Genomic DNA, 18,905 nt, shown 5'->3' on the forward strand with positions numbered 1-18,905 from the left:
CCCTTGCCGCGGGAACGTCAGTGCTTGTCCGACCAGCGGAAGACGGCGAGGCAGGCGATCAGCCCTCCGACGCTCCACGCCGCAAGCACCAGAAATATGCGCCAGTACTCCCAGTTGCCGGCCGGTTCGAAGATCACCATGTCCGCAGGCAGCAACACCGACCGGAAGCCTTGCGCCATCCACTTGACCGGGAAGATGGAGCCCACCGCCAGCATCCACGTCGGCAGTGCCATGAGCGGCACGTAAGTGCCGGACACGAATTGCAGGCCCACCGCCGGACCGTTGGTCAATACCGCCGCCGAGACCGCGTTGCTGGCGAAGTTGCTGACGAATATGCCGAGCAGGGAACAACTTACGATCCCCAGGACGAACACCCAGGACAGGGTGAACCAGCCGAACACATCTGCCGGGAGCCGAAGTCCGAAGCCGAGCACCCCCACCGCCAGCAGCACGACCGCCTCCGCCAGACTGGCGACCGTCACCAGCAGAATCTTGCCGACGAAGTATGAAGCCGCCGTCGTCGGTGTGCCGCGAAGTCGCCGCAGGGCACCGGTGTCGCGGTCGGCAGCAATGCTGATGCCGAGATTGATGAACGAAGTCGACAGGATTCCGTAGGCGAGCATGCTCGCCGCGATCACCGCGCCGGTGCTGGTATCGCTGTTGGGCAGTTTCGCCGAGAAGATCGAACCCAACAGGATGCAGATCACTGCCGGCATCGAAAAGGTCAACACCACTTGCTCGGGCCGGCGGTAAAACATCTTCAATTCGGGGACGGCCCGCGACAACCCGATCCGAAGCGGCGACGGCAGCGTCGAGGCGTGCCCGGTCGCGCGGTATGGCACCGGTGAGGTTTTCCGGACGTCGTCGACACTCATCGACCCGAACCGATCAATTGCAGGTAGGCGTCCTCCAGGGTGGGCCGGGAGACGGTCAGCTGGGCCAGCTCGGCGCCGTCCGTCGACCGCTGTCTGATCAACTCAGTGGGGTGATCCGTCTTCTCCACATGCACTTGACCGCCCTCCACCCACTGGACAGTCGCAGCCGTATCGACGTGTTCGGTCAGCTTGGCCGGTGAATCGACTGCGACCACCCGGCCGCCGGCGATGACGGCGACGCGGTCTGCCAGGGTGGCGGCTTCGTCGAGGTAATGGGTGGTGAGCAGGATGGTGGTGCCGTCGCGCGCCAGCAGCCGGATCAGTTCCCAGAAGCGCCTCCTGGCTTCTGGATCGAACCCGGTCGTCGGCTCATCCAGGAAAAGGAGTTCGGGCATCCCGACGATCCCGAGTGCCACATCGAGCCGGCGGCGCTGTCCCCCGGACAGATTTCGCACCTTCGATTGGGACGCCGACGCGAGTCCGACGAGCTCGAGGACCTCGCCGGGAACCCGGCTCCGCGCATAGCATTTGGCGAACATGTCCACCGTTTCAGACACTTTGAGCATCCCGAAGTCGCTGGCTTCCTGCAGCACTATGCCGATCTTGGCGCGCCAGCTCCGGCCTGAGGCGTCGGGATCTTCGCCCAGGACCCGCACCGATCCGCGGTCCCGGCGCCGATGGCCCTCCAGTATTTCGATGGTCGTCGACTTGCCGGCGCCGTTGGGGCCGAGGATCGCAAAGATCTCCCCGTACCCGACGTCGAGGTCCAGATCCTGCACGGCCTGCAACGTTCCATAGGCCTTCGACAGACCCCGCACCTGCACTGCGGACGACTTATCTGATTGACGCACTGTGGAATTCACCACTACGAACGTCCCGGCTCGGGATCGTCAGGTGATTGCTCAAGTTCAGCCAGCAATGCCCGCAGGTCGGCGTCGGACAGGCTTTCCAGGAGATGCTCCACGTCGTCCGCAGCGCGCGGCTCCGGTTGCGTTTCGGTGTCCGGCAATGAGCTGGCGCCGTCCAGATGCAGGTCGGCCAGTATCCGCGCGGCCAGCGAGTTGACGCTGACACCTCTGAGCAGTTCCAGCACCGGAAGTTCGATACCGAACATCGCACTGATCCGGGCCCGGAAATCCATGGCCATCATCGAGTCCAGGCCGATGTCGTTGAGGATGTCGTCGGGGCCGATATCGCCGGCCGCGACTTCGAAGACGGCGGCCACCACCTGCCGAACGTGGTCTGCCACCGCCTCGAGTCTCTCGGCTTCGGGGCGGCCGGTCAGCGAGTCGATCATCGTGGTGTCGGGATCCTGATCGACCGTCGCTTCGGTCGTTCCCAGATCGGCGAACATTGCGGGAAGCCGGCCGCCGAAGCCGGCGCGACGGGCTCGCATCCAGTCGGCGCTGATCGCGACCACGTTGGGGGTCCTCTGCGTGATGAGCCGATCGAGGATCCGGGCGCCGGCGGCGGGCGTGATGAGCTCGATGCCGCGCTGGGCGTAGACCTTTTCCAGCTTCAGCTCTTCGACCATTCCCACTGACCACGGACCCCACCCGATGGTGAGAGCGGGCAGTCCCTCGGCCTGCCGCAGGTGCGCGAATGCGTCGAGGAAAGCGTTGGCGGCAGCGTAGTTTCCTTGACCGGGTGCGGCGATAACCGAGCCGGCGGACCCGAACAGGACGAAGAACTCCAGGTCGTGACCGCGAAAAGCGTTGTGCAGCACCCGGGTACCGGTGACCTTCGGAGCCATGACCCGCGTGAAGTCCGGTTCGGTCATGTTCACCAGGAGCTGATCGTTGACACATCCCGCGGCGTGCACGATTCCACGCACCGGCCGGCCGCCTTGCCGGACGTGGTCACTGAGCCACGATTGCACCTGATCGGCGTCGGTGATGTCGACCCGGGCAGTGCTCACCTGGGCACCGAGGCGCTCGATCTGTGCCAGGTTGCTGACGGTGTCGTGATGCCGGTGCCCAGGAAGTATCGACGGCCATTGGTTTCTCGGCGGGATCTCACTGCGGCTGAGCAGCACGATGTGACGGGCTCCGCGTTCGGCGAGATACCTCGCGACCGTGCGCCCGAGAGCTCCGAGCCCACCGGTGACCACATAGGTCGCGTCGGGCGTGAGTTTGGTGGGGAATGGCTCGGTCAGGCTCTGGCTCGGGCGCAGCCGCGGCACATACGTCACGTCTCCGCGGATGACGATCTGATCCTCGGCCTGGTCATCAAGGTTGTCGGCCAGAATGTGTTGGCAGACACGCAACGCCGTCTGCTCGCGATCACCGGCATCGTCGATGTCGATGAGTCCTCCCCACTGGCCGGCCAATTCTTGGTGACCGACGACCCGTCCGAGTCCCCAGATGGCGGCCTGGTCGACGGCGATCGCATCGGTGTCCGGCGCCGGTTGCGCTTTGCCGGTGATCACGTAGAGGCGGGGCTGGATGGCGTCGTGTGCGGCGAAGGACTGGATGAGGTGCAGAATCGTGAAAACACCGATCCGGTAATGTGTTTCGGTGGATCCGGTGTCCGCGCAGATGTCCAGCGGCCACAGGTTGATGACGCCGGCGAGGCTGCCTTCTTTCTCCAGATGTCTATCGAGCAGTTGCTGAAATTGTTCCGGATGCCGCGGGTCCAGCGCATAGCCGCCGTCGATCTCGGTCAGTCCGCTGACGGGCTGGTAGATGACCGTCTGGACCCGTTGACCACTGCGGTGCAGTTGTTCGACCAGGGCGGTTCCTATGCCGTCGAGGTCGAGCAAGACGAGCCAGGACGAGCTGTCGGGCACCGACGCGTTGGCGGCGGGCCTCGTTTCGGTCTGCGCGACCCATTGAATCTCGTAGAGTCCCTTGTCCACCCGTTCGGGCGACATCCGCGATGACGCGCTCAGCGATTGCACGGTGAAGCCGTGGATCGCGGCCAGGGGTTCGCCGTCGTCACCGGTGATCGTGAGGTCGCATTCGATCTCGTCGGTGGTTGCCGAGGTGACACGTGCGTGTACGGCCATGACCTTCTCGGGGGGACCGTAGATGGCGCTGCGCCGGATTCGGGTCGGCAGGTAGGGACTGCCATCGTTGTTCTGGCTGTACAGCGGTGTGCCGAGCAATGTCTGGAAGGCGCCGTCGATGAGTGCCGGGTGGAAGCGGTAGGCATCCACGTCCTGAATGATCGTGGCGGGCAAGGTGATCTGGGCGATGGCCCACCCGTCTCCGGAGGTGATGCCGGTAACGGTCTGAAACGCCTCGCCGTAGTCGAACCCCGCGGCGCGGGCTCGGGTGTAGAACTCGTCGCCGTCGATCGTTGTCGCCTGCTCGGTGCTGCTGGCGTTGTCGTCGCGGCCAGGGGCGCGCGACAGCGTATTCAGCGCTGCTGTCGCGGTGATCGTCCAGCTCATTTCTCCGCCGGCGGTGGCTGTGAACGCGGCGAACTCGATAGCGCCGGTGCCCCGGTTGAGGGTGGTCCGCAGGATTGGATCGCAGGTTGCGTCCAGGATCAGGGCACGGTGCAGCGAGAGGTCGACAACGCTGTAGTCGCTCGATCCATACGCTTCTTTTCCTGCCGCCAGGGCGATCTCGATATACACCGCCGCGGGCACCACGACACTTCCCTGCACCTGATGATCGGCGAGGAAGGGCGCGATGGTGGTGTTCAGCTCGGCCTCCCAGGTCGGGTGCACGGCGCTGACCGGTTGCCCCAGCAGCGGGTGCACCGGGTGGTAGTGCAGGTCCTCGGCCGCTTCCTGAGTTTCGTTCCAGTACCGCTTGTTCTGCCACGGGTAGGACGGCAGCTTCAGCAGCCGCGCACCCGTCTGGGGATAGAGCACGTCCCAGGCGACCGAGTGACCGTGACAATGCAGAGCGCCAACGCAGTTCAACAGGGTACGGCTGTCGTCCTCGTTGCGTCGTTGGCTGGCCAGGACGTTCACGTCGAGCTGCCGGCTTCGGCCGATCTCGGCGATCGATGCCGCGAGGACGGGATGTGGGCCAAGTTCGACGAAGTGGGTGTAGCCGTCCTCGAGCATGCGACGCAGCGCAGGTTCGAAAAGGACGGTGGCGCGGGTGTTCTGCCACCAGTAACCGGCGCCGGAAGGGTAGTGGTCCAGTCGTTCCCCGGTGACGGTGGAGTACAGCGGGATGGCCGCGGCCTGTGGCGACAACGTGTCCAGCGCGGTGCACAGGTCGTCTTTGACCCTGTCCATGTAGTGCGTGTGATAGGGCACCTTGCCGGTGAGCAATCGGTTGAAGATCCCGAGTTCGTCCAAGTGGCGGGCGATGTCGTCCAGCACGTCGCGATCGCCGGCGACGGTGACCGCGGACGGGCTGTTGATCGCGGCGATGGATACCCGCTCGTCAAATGTTGCGATATCGATGGCCTGGGTGAGCGACTCGGCACTGAGTCCGACGGCGAGCATCCGGCCCAGCCCGCTGGTGCGTTGCTGAAGCCTGCTGCGGTGGAAGATCACCTGGACCGCCTGCTCGAAGGTGAGGACACCGGCAAGGTAGTGGGCGGCGACTTCCCCGGCGCTGTGTCCGATCACCGCGTCGGGGGTGACGCCGAACTCGCGAAGTTGTTCGGCCAGTGCGACCTGGATGGCGAAGTTGGCAGGTTGCGCGACCTCGGTTTCGCTCATCCGCGAATGACCTTCATCGGATCGAAGCTCGTCCAGCAGAGACCAGTTGGTGTGCTGGGCGAGTTCGCGATCGGTGCGCAACAAACTCTCGGTGAAGGCCGGATAGGAGTCCAGCAGGTCGCGGCACATCCGCCACCACTGAGGGCCCATCCCGGTGCAGACGTAGGCCAGCTTCGGCGCGATCGGGGTGCGGCCGACGGGGACAGCGTCGGAGAGGGCCTGGAGTTGTTCCCGCGCTTCGGCGATGCTGCCCGCGACCAGGATGCGGCGATAGTTCAGGTGAGAACGCCGCCGGCTCAACGTGTAGCCGAGATCGTGCAGGGTGGTATCCGGGTGGGCGTTCAGGTGCGCCGCCAACCGGTGGGCCTGCGCCGCCAGGGCCTCCTCGGCGCGTGCCGAGATCGGCAGTACGGCCGGCCGGTTCCGCCGAGGTGGGCCTTGGATACCGGCCGGGGCGGGCGGCTCGGCGAGCACGACGTGGGCGTTGCTGCCCCCGAAGCCGAAGGAGTTGACGCCGGCCACCCGCCGCTTGCCGACGGGAAACGCGCGCCCGGTGCGCGGTATCTCGACGCCGAATTCCGCCAAAGGTATGTGACTGCTGGGGTTTTCCAGATGCAGGTTGGCGGGGATGTAACTGTGTCTGAGCACCAGCGCGGCCTTGATCAGGCCGGCCACCCCGGCGCCGGCCTCCAGGTGTCCGATGTTGGTCTTCACCGATCCGATCAGCAGCGGATCTGCGGGGGGCCGGTCGGACGCGAGCGCGTTGGCCAGGGCACGGACCTCGACAGGATCGCCGACCGGAGTACCGGTGCCGTGCGCCTCCACGTACCCGACGTCGTTGGGCTCGACGCCGGCTCGTTGCAGCGCTGTGGTGATCGCCGCCTGCTGCGCGTCAGCGCTGGGTACGGTGATGCCGTCGGTGTGGCCGTCCTGCGACACGGCGGTGCCGAGGACTTGCGCATAGATGTCATCGCTGTCGCGCAGAGCGTGCTCGAGGAGTTTGAGCACCACCACCGCGCCGCCTTCGCCGCGCGCGTAGCCGTCAGCGGATTGGTCGAATGCTTTGCAGCGCCCGTCCGGGCTGAGGAACCCACTCTTCGATTCCGCGATCGCCGTGTTGGGCCCGATCATGATGTTGACGCCGCCGGCCAGGGCGAGATCGCATTCACCGTTCCAGATGCTTTGGGCCGCAAGGTGTACGGCGACCAGCGAACTCGAGCAGGCCGTGTCGATCGTCATGCTCGGGCCGCGGAAGTCGAATGCGTAGGAGATGCGGTTGGCGAGCATCGTCATCATCATGCCGGTGGCGGAATGGGTCTTGAATCGGAAGCGACTGGTACGACCCTGGTTTTGCAGGAGTTGGTAGTCGAGAGTGAAACCACCCATGAAGACACCGACATTGCTGCCGGCCAACGCCTCCGCGGGTATCCCCCCGTCCTCCAACGCTTCCCAGGTGGTCTGCAGCAGCAGACGCTGCTGCGGATCGAGCAAGTTCGCCTCGCGGGGCGAGATGCCGAAGAACTGGGGATCGAATTGGTCTATCTCATCGAGAAATCCGCCTCGGCGGGTGACCATCTTGCCGACTTTCGCCGGGTTTGGATCGTAGTATTTGGCTGCGTTCCACCGGGTCTCCGGGACCGTGCGGGTGGCGTCGGTCTCGTTGCACAGCAGCCGCCAGAAAGTGTCCGGTGTGTGCGCGTCGCCCGGGAAACGACACCCGATCCCCACAATCGCCAAGGGCTTTCGAGTGACGTGTTCGGCGGACATGTTCACCTCTCCCCTGTCGGGCCGCCGCGATACCCGACCGGCACCGCGCAACCGGATCTCGTGTTTGTTCTGGGTCAACTGAATTCGAGTGCGGGTGTGGTGCCGAGAATCCAGTCCTGACTGACCGGGTTGCCCGGTTGCTCACGGCGGTAGATGGCGCGCAGCTCCTGCAGAAAGGAATCCCGTTGCCACGCCTGCACCTGTCGCATGACATCGTCGTCGGCAAACCTGTCGCGATGTTGTGCGATCACGGTCTCGGCCAACTGGCCCGCCAGCTGGCGCAATAATTGGGCATTGGCGTCGAATTGCGCGCGGAAGTCAGAGGCAACGCCCATCATGGCGGTGTGCAGCGTGACCATGAATTGCAGCGGTGCGAATAAGTCAACGAAACCTGATGCGGGAGAAGACTGTTCCACTGCTGCCCACTCCCGGAAGAACCGTTGCACGCGATTGCTGAGGTCGATCAGCCCCTGCAGCTGCGGTACGACTTCGGGATCATCGGCGACACTGACGAAACGGCCATTGCTGTACAGCAACCCCAGGAAGCCCCAGTAGAACGCGATGTCCCAGATCACCTTGGCCGACATCACAGCGGGTGAACCCATCAGCGGGTACTGGTTGCAGTACACGGCAAGCCACATGTCGGTCAGCGAACGGAACAGCGAGTCGCTGATTCCGGAACGTGCGACCACGTCTTCGCCGTCGAGGTCCCGGGTGATCATGTCGGTGATCAGGCCATTGCCGATGGCGACCAGGTCCAGTCCCGACGAATACAGCGGGTCCAGGAACACTCCTGAATCGCCGGTGAGACACCAACGGTCACGTCCGTCGAAGATCTTGTTCGCGCCGTGGCTGTAGTGCTTCATCACCCTGAAGTCCTTGATCAGGTGCTCGTGCTCGGCCAGCACCGCGGCGCATTGCGGTTCGTGCTCGCTCAGCCACGCCCGAGCTTTCGCGAGCGTGTTGAAAGTGTGGAACGGGTGCGCCACCGGGTCGGCGACGATGCCCACGCTGGTCGCTCCGGAAGCGAGTCGGATGAGCCAGACCCAATACCCCTCACCCATCAAGTGATTGGTCGACAAGGCCCGGTCGCCCTCGACCAAGCGGGCGTGCCAGTTTTGGTCGTCGCTCCACTGGCCGATGTCGATCTCCATGCCGATGCGTAGCCATACCGCGTTGCAGTTGTGTTCGTTGGCCCGGCGCAGATCCAGTTGTCGCGGCAACGCCCGATTCCGGCCCGACGCATCGACCACCCAGCGAGCCGTCGTCTCAGTGGTCGCGTCGCCGTGCTGAAATGTCACGGTGTGGGAACCGGTGCCGTGGCCGAAATTCACGGAGCGCACTCGGCCACAGACGATTTCGACGCCTTGGGCCAGGCACCGACGGTTCAGCTCGTTCTCCAACCTGCCGCGGTCGATTTGATAGGTCACCTGGGGTGTGTAGGTGGAGCTGCCGAGCTCGACCCGTTGGGCGATGTCGGTGTTCCCCGCGTTCGAGAAGAACATTCGCAAGCCCATCTTGCGGAGCTGGGAATCCCGCAGATGGTCGGCCAGGCCCAGCCGGTCCCTGAGGTAGTGGGCGGCGATCTCGACTGTGGACTCGCCGACCGTGTGGGTGATCTCCGGTACCGGATGCGGGTTCGGTTCGATGATGAGGATCCGCGTTTGTGGGCGGACGATCTTCATTTCCAGTGCCAGAGTGAGGGCTGCGACCCCGCCGCCGATGACGGCGACCTCGTGGTCAGGGGCAGCGGCGTCCGTATGGGAAAGGCGCGCTCTGATCCGGTGGGCCAGAGCTTCTCGTGCTTCGGGGCTGAGTTGCGAAAGCTCTGTTCGTACATCCATACGGCCCCCTCACACACGCGGGTTCAGTCAGTTACTTAATATTTAAGAAGTTACACCAAGCCGCATTCATTCACCCGGTGAAGGCAAGCCGTCGTCGACAGGGGTTCTACTGCCGCATCCGACAGATCGCCGGACATGGTCCCGAACTGTTGCTACCCGCATTTCGAACCAGGAGACGTGACCTGTGCCTGCAGCAACTGCCATACATTTCTTTCTGGAACTGGCGGTGATTCTGGGGACCTGTCGAATTGTCGGAATGCTGGCGCAGCGACTCGGTCAACCACAAGTCGTGGGCGAGATGCTTGCCGGCGTGCTGCTCGGCCCCTCGCTGCTGGGACGCATTGCCCCCGGGGTGCAACACGACCTGTTTCCTCCGGGTCAGGCCAACGTCGTGCTCTACACGGCGGCGCAGATCGGGCTGGTGCTCTACATGTTCCTGATCGGGCTGAACTTCGACGTCAACCTGATCAAACATCGCGCCGGCACCGCCGCGGCCGTCTCCGCGGCCGGCATCCTCACCCCGCTCGCGCTGGGGGCGCTGGTCGCTGGGCCGCTGCTGGCGAGCGGAACATTCTTCGAAAAAGGCGTCACCCCGGTGATGGCGATGATGTTTCTCGGTGCGTCGATCGCGACCACCGCGTTTCCCATGCTCGCCCGGATCATCTTCGAACAACGACTTTCCGGCACCCCGTTGGGCACCCTCGCCCTGGCGTGCGGCGCCGCGGACGATGCGCTGTCCTGGTGCATCTTGGCGACGGTGCTGGCCATTCACCGGGGCAATCCCACGCTGGCTGTGGTGGCGATAGTCGGTGGCATTGTGTACACGTTGCTGGTGCTGACGGTCGGACGGCGCATGCTGTCCAGGCTGGGAACCATCTCTGAACGCCAGAACACCGTCAGCGCGCCCACGCTCAGCGCGGTATTGATTCTTTTGATGGCATGTGCGTGGTTCACCGACACCATTGGGATCTACGCCATTTTCGGCGCCTTCATTCTTGGTGTCGCCATGCCCTCCGGATTTTTCGCGCGGCATCTCACGGCCAGCCTCGAACCGCTTGTAACCACCTTCCTGCTGCCTCTGTTCTTCGTGTATTCGGGGCTGAACACCCAGATCGGACTGGTCAACAGTCCAACGCTGTGGGCGGTGACCCTGGGAATCCTGGTGATCTCCATTGCGGGGAAAGGGATTGCCTGCACACTGGCTGCGCGCCTGAACAAGGTGCCGTTGCGCGAGTCCGTAGCGCTGGGTTCATTGATGAATGCCCGCGGGCTGATCGAGCTCATCCTGCTCAATATCGGGCTGGAAGCAGGCATTATCACGCCCACGCTGTTCACCATGTTGGTGCTGGTGGCGATCATCACCACGCTGATGGCCACGCCGATATTCGAGTTGGTCTATGGGCGATACCGGGTGAGCGAGCTTACCCGGCGAGAGACAATCGAACTCATGCCTGCCGAATCCTCCACCCCACCACCTTCTGCGCCATATCGGCCACGGCCGCGGGTCACGCCGGAGGACTTCGAGCGGTTCAGTGATGAGGAGCAGATGCGGGAGGCATCCGACGAAGGCAGGCTGTGGGACGAGCGGCCGCCGCATCACTGACCGGGCCGTACAGTCAAACCTCGCATCAACCGGGTTCCGCCGCTGCCGCGTTCAGCATCCGCGCCGAACTGGCACCGGTAAACATGAGCAGAGAAATCATTTCTTTCCTGCGGCAGCACCAGAAGATCACCTTGCCAAGCAATCCTGCCCGACGCCGATGTGCTGACCCGTGTCCCGAAGAAAGGCGCCTGCCTAATCGGCTACGTGATGTGGGGAAAACTGCTACGCGGCCAACCGATCACGGCATACCCAACGGGTGTCCTGATCGGCCCGGCACCGGCACTACGGTGGGTCGCATGGGGCGTCCGTACCTTCGCCTGGTTCCGCAGCAGTCGTCACGCCCTGATCTGCGTCGCGCTCGGCGACGAGATGACGTGGTCTACCGGATCCGGGTGCACCTCGACGACAGCGATCCAACGATCTGGCGACGCCTAGATCTGCGCTCGAATCTGACGCTGGACCTGGTGCACCAAGTCCTTCAGGTGGCGTTCGACTGGACCGACTCGCACCTGCACCGCTTCTCACTCGGCGGTGGCGCCTTCGACCTTCACAGCCAGCTGTTCCTGTGCCCGTACGACGTGGACAACAAGGAGTGGCCCGACGAAGACGATGACGGTCTGCCCGCCGCCGACACTCGGCTCGACGAAACCCTCAGCGAGCCCGGTGATGTCCTGCACTACCTCTACGATTACGGCGACAACTGGGAGCTGACGCTGCGCCTGGAAGAGGTCTGCGCTGCCGAAACCGGCTGTCCCGCGGCGGTTGTCGTAGACGGTGAGCGCGCGGCACCGCCAGAGGACTGCGGGCATCTGGTCGACTCCGACAGCCTTTCCCAGGTGCTGGCCGACCCTGCGTTCTTTGATCTGGGAAGGGTCAACGGGGGCTTCGACGGCGCGTACTTTGTGTTGCGTGAAGCCGGCATCGATGAGCGTCTGGTCGAGCTGGTTCACCGGCTCACCTACACCCCTCACGGTGACGACCTGACGGTGGCGGCGCTCACGCTGATCGGCCCGCAGTCGCTGGATACGGTTGATTTGCCCGATAATCTGCGGCCGTACAACTGGTTCCTGGACCGCGCGAAGGACGGCGGCATTGCGCTGACGAGCGCTGGGTATCTCAAGCCGGCTGATGTCGGGGAATCCTCCAAAGTCGTTCCTGCAATGCATGATTGGATCGGCAAACGCTATCGCGAGATCGACTGCGACCCGCTGCTGCGATTCCGCCGGGGCGTGCAGTCTTTGGGGTTGTTGCGCAAGCACAAGGGAACGTTGCTATTGACCAAGGCTGGGACAGCGGCCCAGCGTGACCCCGACAGACTGTGGGACCATTTGGCCGGTCGGCTGATCCCCAAGTCCGACAAGACGTTTGAAACGCAAGCCACCCTGCTCATGCTGGCCTTTGCGGCGGCTTCGACCGACTCCGCATTGCCGTTCGAGAAGGTGGCGGCGTTGCTGACCGAACTCGATTGGCGCCACGCCGACGGTCGGCCTGTTTCTGCAGCCGCCCTGCGCCAACTCCCCGTCTTTGATGTCCTGATCAACGTGACCGATCAGCCCGTCACCTGGATGCGTGGGGACATCGTAAGTCCCGCGGCAGCGGCGCTGGCGCGTCGGGCGCTCGGCGGGAGTTGACCGTATCCACCGAGGCACGTCTGCGAGCCTGATGCGCACCACTTCGGCGTCATCGTGTTGACCCTGCCCGGTGTCAGGGTTGGAGTGAGGTTCTGCGGGGTGTTAGACGCCAAGAGTAACTGGCGAACGGGTGCCGAAACCGTCCTGACGTGCGCTGGCAACAGTGCACGGATCTACGGGTCACCCCGCCGATGCCTCAAAAGGTGTCGTTGATCTGCGCATAGATGGGGCTCCCCGGCAGGATTGTTGCCACCGCCAAGCAAAAACACACGGGTCAGGACCAGCGACGGCCCTTACCGACGCTCAAAGTCGGGGCATGACCGGGGCATGCCACTGAACCGGCTGATCAAAATGCTCTGATCTGCTGTCGGGCTGACAGGATTTGAACCTGCGACCACTTGACCCCCAGTCAAGTGCGCTACCAAACTGCGCCACAGCCCGCCACTGCCGGCGTCAACCGGCAGCAGGTCGAAATCCTACCGCAGCATCAACGCGAGACCGCCAGGCCCTGCGACGGTCACAAACTGCTGAGGTCTGAGAGGATCGACTGCGCCGCCGAGACCAGCACCAGCGTTCTAGAACCCGCGGCGATCGAGAACAAGCCGACATCAGCGGCAATCGGATTGCCGATTGCGTTGATCAGCCCAACCGGGTCGCCGGCGAGGGCTTGTCCCAACCCGTCGGCGAACAGCGAGACATGGTAGGCGGGCAGGGAGAGCAGCGCCGTCATCGCGAAGTCGGACGGCGCCGGTCGGTGAGGCGAGGATGCGCTCGATCACCCCGAGTGACGGCTGCGGAAGCGAATCCAGCAGGCTCGACGGTGACGCGTTGGACACCAGCGCCCGGACTTCCCGGGCGAAATCGCCAACGCCCTGCTGCGAACCGCCCACCAGCGCGCCGGCGACCCCCCCGGGGCGAGCGGCGGGAGCAGCCCGAACGGAGGCACATTGGGCGGTCCGGTCGACCACCCCTGGTGCGGGCTGCCGTAGCCCAGGTTGACCAACACCCGCACGTCCGGCTCGATCAAGCTCGCCAATGGCCGAACCGGCCTCGCTGAGCGCCGAACCGAACCCAACCAGATCCGGTGGCGGCGGCAGCCAACGTCGGCGGCACGGTAGTCAGGTAGCTAATCGGCGGATCCTCTTCCACGTCGTCAAAGCAGCCCAATTCGGCCTTGCCGACGTGTCCCAGCTTTCAGCGGCGCCGCGCACCCCGCTTCTCGCGCACCCGCACATTGATCCGGATCGGGCTCCCCTCGAACCCGAACGTCTCACGCAGCCGCCGCTCCAGGAATCGCCGGTAGCCCGCCTCCAAGAAGCCCGAGGTGAACAGCACGAACGTCGGCGGCCGTGCGGCGGCCTGAGTGGCGAACAGGATGCGCGGCTGCTTGCCGCCGCGCACCGGCGGCGGGGTGGCCGCGACGATCTCCTTGATCCAACTGTTCAGCGGACCGGTGGCAATCCTGGTGTCCCAGGACGCCAAAGCGTTCTCCATCGCCGGCACAAGTTTCTGCACCGCCCGGCCCGTTTTGGCGGAGATGTTGACCCGCTGCGCCCAACGCACCTGCACCAGCTCGCGGTCGATCTCCCGGTCCAGCAGATCCCGGCGGTCCTCGTCGACAAGGTCCCATTTGTTGTAGGCCAGCACCAGCGCCCGCCCGGCCTCGATCACCATCGACAGCACCCGCAGGTCTTGCTCGGTCAGCGGCTGGGAGGCGTCGATCAGCACGATCACCACCTCGGCGGCATCGATGGCCCCGTGGGTGCGCACCGAGGCATAGAACTCGTGGCCGCTGGCCTGCCCGACCTTGCGCCGCAGCCCGGCCGTGTCCACGAAGCGAAACACCTTGCCGTCCAGCTCGATCAGCGAGTCCACCGGGTCGACGGTGGTGCCGGCGGCGTCGTGCACCACCGAACGCTGATCGCCGGCCAGCTTGTTCAACAGCGAGCTCTTGCCGACGTTGGGCTTGCCGACCAGGGCGACCCGTCGCGGTCCGCCGCTCTGCGACCCCGCCTCGGCCACCTCGGGCAGCGCCGCCAGCACCGCGTCCAGCAGGTCGGCGACCCCGCGACCGTGCATGGCACTGATCGCGTGGGGCTCGCCGAGTCCCAACGACCACAGCGCGGCGGCGTCGGATTCGCTTCTGTCGCTGTCAACCTTGTTGGCGGCCAGGAAAATCGGCTTTCCGGCACGCTGCAGGATGCGCGCGGCGGCCTCGTCCGCGGCGGTAGCGCCCACGGTGGCGTCCACGACGAGGATCACTGCGTCGGCAGTGCGCATGGCGACCGAGGCCTGCTCAGCGACCAACTGCTGCAGGCCTTTGGCGTCGGGCTCCCATCCCCCGGTGTCCTGGACGACGAACCGGCGACCGGTCCACAACGCGTCGTAGGACACCCGGTCCCGAGTCACCCCGGGCACGTCCTGCACCACCGCCTCACGTCGCCCGATGATGCGGTTGACCAACGTCGACTTGCCGACGTTAGGTCGCCCGACGATCGCAACGACGGGTGCAGGTCCCGATTCGGCGAACTCGTCCAGCTCGGAATCGCTTAATTCCCAGTCGCTTTCGTCAGACCAGATGCCGTCCTCGGTCATCGCGTGGCCTCGCTTCGCTGAGTCACCAGATCCTGCAGGTGCGCGATCACCTGATCCTCGGTCATGTCGCTGGTGTCGACGATGATCGCATCCGAGGCCGCACGCAGCGGGGACACCGTTCGGGTGGAATCGAGGTGGTCGCGGCGGCGCACATCGGCCAGCACCGCCTCGTAGTCGTCGGGCAGGCCCGCCTTGACGTTCTGCGCATTGCGTCGCTCCGCGCGGGTTTCCGCCGAGGCGGTCAGGAAGATCTTGACCGACGCGTCGGGGAACACCACGGTGCCGATGTCGCGCCCCTCGACCACGATGGTGTCCGGTGCTTGCGCCATCTGGCGCTGCAGATCGACCAGTCGGGTACGCACAGCGGGCACCGCCGACACCGCCGACACCGCGCGGGTGACGTCGTCACCGCGGATCTGCGACGACACATCCTCTCCGGCGAGTCGAAAGCTGCTGACACCCGGGTCATATCCCACCGACAACTGCACCTCTGAGGCGCATTCGCCGACTGCCTGAGTATCAGCGGGATCGATGCCCTGGCGCAGCACGGCCAGCGTCACGATCCGGTACATCGCCCCGGTGTCGAGGAAGCGGGCATCCAAACCACGCGCCAATCCCCTTGCGACGGAGGACTTTCCGGTACCGGCAGGACCGTCGATGGCGACAACCGTCACAATCCCACCGCCTTATACAGTTGCCCGATCTCGTCCTGCCGTAACGCCCGCACCGAACCGGGACGCTGCTTGCCCAACGTCACCGGGCCGATGTCGGTGCGCACCAACGCTTCCACCGGATAACCCACTGCGGCCAGCATGCGTCGAACGATGCGGTTGCGTCCTTCGTGCAGCGTCACCCGCACCAGCGACTTGCCGGGTATCGCGTCGACCACCGCGAAATCGTCGACCCGGACCGGACCATCGTCCAAGTCGATTCCGGCGCGCAGCTGCTTGCCCAATCCCCGCGGCACCGAACCCGTCACGGTGGCAAGGTAAGTCTTCGGGACCTCGTGCGAGGGGTGCATCAACCGGTGCGCCAGTTCGCCGTCATTGGTCAACAGAATCAGGCCTTCGGTGTCGGCGTCCAGCCGACCCACATGGAAAAGATTCTTGTTGCCGCGGACCTTTCGCTCGATCAGGTCGCCGATGCAGGCCCGGCCGCGGTCGTCGGACATGGTGGAGTGCATGCCGCGGGGCTTGTTCAAGGCCAGATAGACCAGTGAGTCGTCGAGCACGACCCTGGCTCCGTCGACGCGGATCACCGATGCGTCCGGATCGACCCGGGTGCCCAGCTCGGTCACCACCCGACCATCCACCTCGACGCGACCCTCCATGATCAGCTTCTCGGCTGCGCGCCGCGACGCAATTCCCGCCTGCGACAACACCTTTTGCAGGCGGGTGCCCTGCGGCTCCTCGAATTCGACCATCAGTCGTGATCCACGTCGAAGCTCAATGCCTGATCGGTCGACGGGCCGCCGCCGAGTTTGATGAACCGGGGTTCGCTGTCCAGCGAGTCGCTGATGTCGTCGATGGTGTCGACGTCGGGAAGCAGCGGCGCGATATCCGGCAATTCCGTCAATGAGGTCAATCCCAAACGCTCCAAGAACAATTCGGTGGTGGCGAAGGTCATCGCACCGGTGTCTTCGTCGCTGCCGACCTCGGTGATCAGCCCGCGCGCCAACAACGTACGCATCACCGCATCGACGTTCACCCCGCGCACCGCGCTGACGCGCGCGCGCGTCACCGGCTGGCGGTAGGCCACCACTGCCAGCGTCTCCAGGGCGGCGCGGGTCAGCTTGGTCCGCGCACCGTCGAGCAACAGCTTCTCGACGTAGGGCGCGAACCGGGCGCGGGTGTACAGCCGCCAGCCCTCGCTGTTGTGCCGCAGATCGATGCCGCTGTCACGCGTGGTGAGTTCGTCGGCCAGCTGTTCCAATCTGGCGGTGATCCGGTAGACCGGTTGCTCGGTCGCCGACGCCAGGGCCTCCGCGGTCACCGGCGTGTCTACCACCAACAGCAGCGACTCCAGCACTCGGCCGAGTTCATCCGGATCGAGTTCCACCGGCTCAGCGATGTCCGGGATGCCAGCGTCCAGATCGGGCGTCTGGTCAGTCATGGTCTCGCGTTTCTAATAAAACTTCGCTGCTGGGCCGCTCCCCGGTCCACGACACGTGAAGCACGCCGAGGGGCTCGGACTGGTCGAATGCTACCGCCCGAGAGCGATACAGTTCGAGCAGCGCCAGGAAGCGCCCGACGATCTCGACCGGCACCGTGCAGTCGGCGACCAACTCGGAGAACGACGCCCACTGCCCATTACCCCGGCTCTCCAACATCGCCAGAATGTGCCGGGCCTGTTCGGGCACCGACACCGTTTGCACGTGCAGATGCCCGACGCCCACCGTCGGAACCGGGCGCGGCGTGAACGCGATGGCCGCGATCTCGGCGAACTTCGCGGCGTCGACGCCGAGCATCACCTCTGGTAGCAGGCTCGCGAAGCGATTCTCCAGCGACACCGCTCGGGGGTAGCTGCGCAGCGCGGTCGCCTCCAGTTCGGCGAACATCTCCGCGACGTGCTTGAACGCGCGGTACTGCAGCAGCCGCGCGAACAGCAGGTCGCGCACCTCCAGCAGAGCAAGGTCTTCTTCGTCGTCGACCTGACCTGTGGGCAGCAGTCGGGCTGCCTTGAGATCCAGCAGTGTGGCCGCGACCACCAGAAAAGCGGTGGTCTCCTCGAGGTCGAGCTGGGCGCCGATGGCCTTCGTGTAGCCGATGAAGTCGTCGGTGACCTGGTGCAACGCCACCTCGGTGACATCGAGCCGGTGCGCGAAGATGAGCTGCAACAGCAGGTCGAACGGCCCTTCGAAGTTGTTCAGCCGGACTCGAAAGCCATCCGAGTAGCCGCTCTCGGGTGCGGCGTTCACACGCCGAATCGGTCGATGAACTCGCGCGCCAAGGCCCGATATGCGACGGCGCCGCCGGACCGGGGGGCCCAGGTCGTGATGGGTTCGCCGGCGACACTGGTCTCCGGGAAGCGCACGGTGCGCGTGATCACGGTGTCGAACACTAAATCACCGAACCGCTCGACGACACGGGCCATCACTTCGCGGGAGTTGACGGTCCGCGGGTCATAGCGGGTGATCAGGATGCCGCTGATGTCCAACTTGGGGTTCAGCCGGTCACGCACCTTGTCCACGGTGTCGGTGAGCAACGCCAGCCCGCGCAGCGAGAAGAACTCACACTCGGTCGGGATCACCACGCCTTCCGAGCAGGCCAATCCGTTGACAGTGAGCAGCCCCAGCGAGGGCTGGCAGTCGATGAGGACGTAGTCGTAGCGGTCCAGCACCGGGTACAGTGCCCGGTTCAGCGTTTGCTCCCGGCCCACTTCGTTGACCAGCTGGATTTCGGCGGCGGACAGATCGATGTTGCTGGGCACCAGGTCCAGGTTCTTGACCCGGGTGTTGATCAGCACATTGTCGATCGACGTTCGCGGCTCGACCAGCAGGTTGTAGACCGTCTTGTCCAACTCCCAGTGCGGCACACCGAGACCCGCCGACAATGCGCCCTGCGGGTCCATATCCACCAGCAACACCCGTCGGCCGTATTCGGCCAGGGCAGCACCCAGATTGATGGTCGAGGTGGTCTTGCCGACGCCGCCCTTTTGGTTGCACATCGCGACGACTTTGGCCGGGCCGTGGGCGGTGAGCGGTTGGGGGTCCGGGATCGCCCGCGGCGGCCGGCCAGTGAGGCCGATCTCCGGGCCGCTGTCGGGTCGGTCGGTCATACCCGGTCGTGACTGGTGGTGACGGGCGCCTGGTTGGACATCGCTGGAAAGTCTAACGGCTGCCCCCGCCGGTACCGGCCGACCCGCAGGCGACGCGACCAGCAATTATCGTCGTATTGGTGATGGAGTCACGACAGTCACATCCGTCACTTTTGTACCGCGGCAGCGACGCCGCTCGTGCTG

The 18,905-nt window shown here is 64.9% G+C and carries 13 protein-coding genes and 1 tRNA gene; 2 read left to right on the forward strand and 12 right to left on the reverse strand.

Translation table 11 applies throughout. The features are described from left to right. Positions 1–17 precede the first annotated feature (17 nt). The 4 genes from AC5Y5Z_RS19865 to AC5Y5Z_RS19880 form a co-directional block, all read right to left on the reverse strand. Positions 18–875 (reverse strand): ABC transporter permease, encoded by an 858-nt coding sequence (locus AC5Y5Z_RS19865; protein WP_463825308.1) that lies wholly within the window; start codon positions 873–875, stop codon positions 18–20. Next, positions 872–1,726, reverse strand: a complete 855-nt coding sequence (locus tag AC5Y5Z_RS19870) for an ABC transporter ATP-binding protein (protein WP_463825307.1) — start codon at positions 1,724–1,726, stop codon at positions 872–874. The genes AC5Y5Z_RS19865 and AC5Y5Z_RS19870 overlap by 4 nt, the downstream gene beginning before the upstream one ends. Before the next feature lie 14 nt (positions 1,727–1,740). Beyond that, the gene (locus tag AC5Y5Z_RS19875; protein WP_499927026.1) at positions 1,741–7,272 is read right to left on the reverse strand and encodes a type I polyketide synthase; all 5,532 of its coding nucleotides are present in this window, start codon (positions 7,270–7,272) and stop codon (positions 1,741–1,743) included. 74 nt (positions 7,273–7,346) lie between these two features. Further along, on the reverse strand, positions 7,347–9,116 hold the full coding sequence (locus AC5Y5Z_RS19880; protein ID WP_499927028.1) for an NAD(P)/FAD-dependent oxidoreductase: 1,770 nt from the start codon (positions 9,114–9,116) through the stop codon (positions 7,347–7,349). A 184-nt stretch (positions 9,117–9,300) separates the two neighbouring features. On the opposite strand from AC5Y5Z_RS19880, the gene AC5Y5Z_RS19885 reads away from it, so the two are divergent. Beyond that, a complete protein-coding gene (locus tag AC5Y5Z_RS19885) occupies positions 9,301–10,719 on the forward strand; it encodes a cation:proton antiporter (RefSeq protein ID WP_499927030.1) in 1,419 nt (472 codons plus the stop codon). A 374-nt stretch (positions 10,720–11,093) separates the two neighbouring features. Then, a complete protein-coding gene (locus AC5Y5Z_RS19890) occupies positions 11,094–12,350 on the forward strand; it encodes a plasmid pRiA4b ORF-3 family protein (protein WP_499927032.1) in 1,257 nt (418 codons plus the stop codon). 367 nt (positions 12,351–12,717) lie between these two features. On the opposite strand, the gene AC5Y5Z_RS19895 is transcribed toward AC5Y5Z_RS19890, so the two are convergent. From AC5Y5Z_RS19895 to AC5Y5Z_RS19930, 8 genes are all read right to left on the reverse strand, one after another. Then, positions 12,718–12,791: transfer RNA gene (locus AC5Y5Z_RS19895), tRNA-Pro, on the reverse strand. A 76-nt stretch (positions 12,792–12,867) separates the two neighbouring features. Next, positions 12,868–13,080, reverse strand: coding sequence for a hypothetical protein (locus AC5Y5Z_RS19900; protein ID WP_499927034.1), 213 nt, complete (start codon positions 13,078–13,080; stop codon positions 12,868–12,870). A 464-nt stretch (positions 13,081–13,544) separates the two neighbouring features. Then, the gene (gene der / locus AC5Y5Z_RS19905; protein ID WP_463825302.1) at positions 13,545–14,945 is read right to left on the reverse strand and encodes a ribosome biogenesis GTPase Der; all 1,401 of its coding nucleotides are present in this window, start codon (positions 14,943–14,945) and stop codon (positions 13,545–13,547) included. Continuing rightward, a complete protein-coding gene (gene cmk, locus AC5Y5Z_RS19910) occupies positions 14,942–15,619 on the reverse strand; it encodes a (d)CMP kinase (RefSeq protein WP_499927037.1) in 678 nt (225 codons plus the stop codon). Before cmk ends, der begins: the two co-directional genes overlap by 4 nt. Then, the gene (locus AC5Y5Z_RS19915; protein WP_499927039.1) at positions 15,616–16,368 is read right to left on the reverse strand and encodes a pseudouridine synthase; all 753 of its coding nucleotides are present in this window, start codon (positions 16,366–16,368) and stop codon (positions 15,616–15,618) included. Before AC5Y5Z_RS19915 ends, cmk begins: the two co-directional genes overlap by 4 nt. After that, a complete protein-coding gene (scpB, locus tag AC5Y5Z_RS19920; protein ID WP_499927041.1) occupies positions 16,368–17,057 on the reverse strand; it encodes an SMC-Scp complex subunit ScpB in 690 nt (229 codons plus the stop codon). The genes AC5Y5Z_RS19915 and scpB overlap by 1 nt, the downstream gene beginning before the upstream one ends. Then, on the reverse strand, positions 17,050–17,862 hold the full coding sequence (locus AC5Y5Z_RS19925; protein WP_499927043.1) for a segregation/condensation protein A: 813 nt from the start codon (positions 17,860–17,862) through the stop codon (positions 17,050–17,052). The genes scpB and AC5Y5Z_RS19925 overlap by 8 nt, the downstream gene beginning before the upstream one ends. Further along, entirely contained in the window at positions 17,859–18,722 is an 864-nt protein-coding gene (locus AC5Y5Z_RS19930) for a ParA family protein (protein WP_463825297.1), read from the reverse strand. The genes AC5Y5Z_RS19925 and AC5Y5Z_RS19930 overlap by 4 nt, the downstream gene beginning before the upstream one ends. Between the last annotated feature and the right edge of the window lie 183 nt (positions 18,723–18,905).

This window comes from Mycobacterium sp. NGS29 (assembly GCF_059812965.1).